Origin of the sequence: Mesorhizobium sp. M7A.F.Ca.MR.176.00.0.0, from assembly GCF_004023165.1 — a bacterium.
In the GTDB taxonomy this organism is placed as follows: domain Bacteria; phylum Pseudomonadota; class Alphaproteobacteria; order Rhizobiales; family Rhizobiaceae; genus Mesorhizobium.
Map to the genome: position 1 here is coordinate 1 of NZ_RZTC01000267.1, position 1,799 is coordinate 1,799.

Genomic DNA, 1,799 nt, shown 5'->3' on the forward strand with positions numbered 1-1,799 from the left:
TTGACGGGGTGAGTGCAGCTATGCTACATTTTTGCTCATGGTGCTGAGTTGCGCCACCGACCCGCCGCCGAGGCGGGGGGTTTTTGTTTCTGGGCTAGACAGGTCGGCAGGACAGAGGGGGGCGCCAAGGAATGCCATCCTTCGCCCGATGACTCATTTCGCAATCCAAGAGACACCCATGCCCCGCTACGCCACGATCATCACCGACGATGACGGCCAGGAAATCGCGTCATTGGCCAGTTCGAGGGCGCGGCACCGCAGCCACGCCTGGGGCGTGTCGAGCAGGTCGCGCCCGTCGTAAAGATCGGCATGGTGTGGGATGCGGTCGCCGGGTTCGACCGATTTAGGAATTTTTTCTCAGAAAGCGGTTGACGGGGTGAGTGCAGCTATGCTACATTTTTGCCCATGGTGCTGAGTTGCGCCAACGACCCGCCCCTGAGGCGGGTTTTTTGTTTCTGCCCTTCGTTACGATCACGGCTCCGGTCAGGCAAGCTTCGAGATGATGACGGCCAGTGACGCCAATCTGCCTTCGCTCAGGCTGCGGATGTAGTTCTTGCGTCGCTGCACGAATTCGGCGCCGAGCACGATTTCATTGGCCTGCTGTTGCGCAGGCGAAGGAATGATGCCGGAACTGGCCCTCTGCATCGCCAGTTCGACATGTTCGCCGGTCTCGTCGATGATTTCGTCAATATGGAAGCCCGCGTTGGCGAACAGGGTCTTCAGGGTATCCCGGTCAACAAGGCGGCTGGCTTCCGGTGCGACCGCCCAGGGCAAGGGGTAATTCGGCTCACCGGCAGCCAGCACGGCTTCGGTCCAGATCAGTTTGCCGCCCGGCTTCAGAACGCGAAAAGCCTGCCCGATGACGGCGGCCTTGTCCGCGATGTTCATGCCGACATAGAAGCAGATTGCGGCGTCGAATGTGTTGTCGGCGAAGGGCAGCTTCGCCGCGTCGGCTTCGTGGAAGCGAACCTTGTCGCCAAGGCCGCTGAGCGTGGACAGTCGGCCGGATGCCTCGACAAAGGCTGGTGTGAGGTCGATGCCGTCGACCTGGCAGCCATAGGTGGCGGCCAGGAAGCGCGCCGGGCCGCCAATGCCGCTGCCGATATCAAGGATCCGGTCGGTGGGGGAGGGGGCAAGACGCGCTCCATGGTCTCGCGTGGCGATGAGCTCGCGGCCGTGAAGCTGGTCGAACGGATAAAGCTGCGCGGCGCTGATTTTATCGGATTTCGCATCGGGAATCGCGGCCAATATGCGCTCGACGATGCCGTCGCTGCCGTAATGCGTGGTGACGTTGCTCATGGCTGTCCTCCCTCGAACAGCCAGCTTCCCATCAATGGGTTGTCTCCGCAACGCGCGCTGATTCAGGAGTGTGATTCATGACCCGCTACGCCACCATCATCACCGATGCTGACGGCCAGGAAATCGTCAGCGCCATCGGCGAATTCGAAGGCACCGCACCGCAGCCCCGCCTGGGGCGTATCGAGCAGGTCGCACCCGGCGTAAAGATCGGCATGGTGCGGGATGCGGCCGGCGGCTTTTGTTTTCCGCAGGCCGGCATCGCCGGGCACCTTGTCGGTCTGGTCATGGCGCGTCTCAAGGCGCGGGCCGGCGCGGCAAGGCCCGCCCCGGCGGCGAAGCCTGCCGACGCGGCAAAGCCAAAGCGCGTCCAGGGCGCCAAGAAGCGGACCAGGAAGAAGTCCGCTCGTTCAAAGAAACCGGCCAGCCGGGCCGGATCGATGCCGAAGGCCGGCATTCCCGCTGCCAACGCCGTGGGCGGTGACGTCCATGACTGAAAAGAC

The 1,799-nt window shown here is 62.9% G+C and carries 3 protein-coding genes; 2 read left to right on the forward strand and 1 reads right to left on the reverse strand.

Translation table 11 applies throughout. The annotated features are described in order from the left end of the window. Positions 1 to 178: 178 nt before the first annotated feature. The gene (locus EOB59_RS37265; RefSeq protein ID WP_281061747.1) at positions 179 to 301 is read left to right on the forward strand and encodes a hypothetical protein; all 123 of its coding nucleotides are present in this window, start codon (positions 179 to 181) and stop codon (positions 299 to 301) included. 182 nt (positions 302 to 483) lie between these two features. On the opposite strand, the gene EOB59_RS34655 is transcribed toward EOB59_RS37265, so the two are convergent. Beyond that, on the reverse strand, positions 484 to 1,299 hold the full coding sequence (locus EOB59_RS34655; protein ID WP_128290291.1) for a methyltransferase domain-containing protein: 816 nt from the start codon (positions 1,297 to 1,299) through the stop codon (positions 484 to 486). Between the two features lie 77 nt (positions 1,300 to 1,376). On the opposite strand from EOB59_RS34655, the gene EOB59_RS34660 reads away from it, so the two are divergent. Further along, on the forward strand, positions 1,377 to 1,793 hold the full coding sequence (locus tag EOB59_RS34660) for a hypothetical protein (protein ID WP_127809870.1): 417 nt from the start codon (positions 1,377 to 1,379) through the stop codon (positions 1,791 to 1,793). The last annotated feature ends 6 nt before the right edge of the window (positions 1,794 to 1,799 follow it).

Coding starts and splice junctions, on each gene's coding strand:
- EOB59_RS37265 (WP_281061747.1), top strand. CDS start 179: ATGCCCCGCTACGCCACGATCATCACCGACGATGACGGCCAGGAAATC.
- EOB59_RS34655 (WP_128290291.1), bottom strand. CDS start 1,299: ATGAGCAACGTCACCACGCATTACGGCAGCGACGGCATCGTCGAGCGC.
- EOB59_RS34660 (WP_127809870.1), top strand. CDS start 1,377: ATGACCCGCTACGCCACCATCATCACCGATGCTGACGGCCAGGAAATC.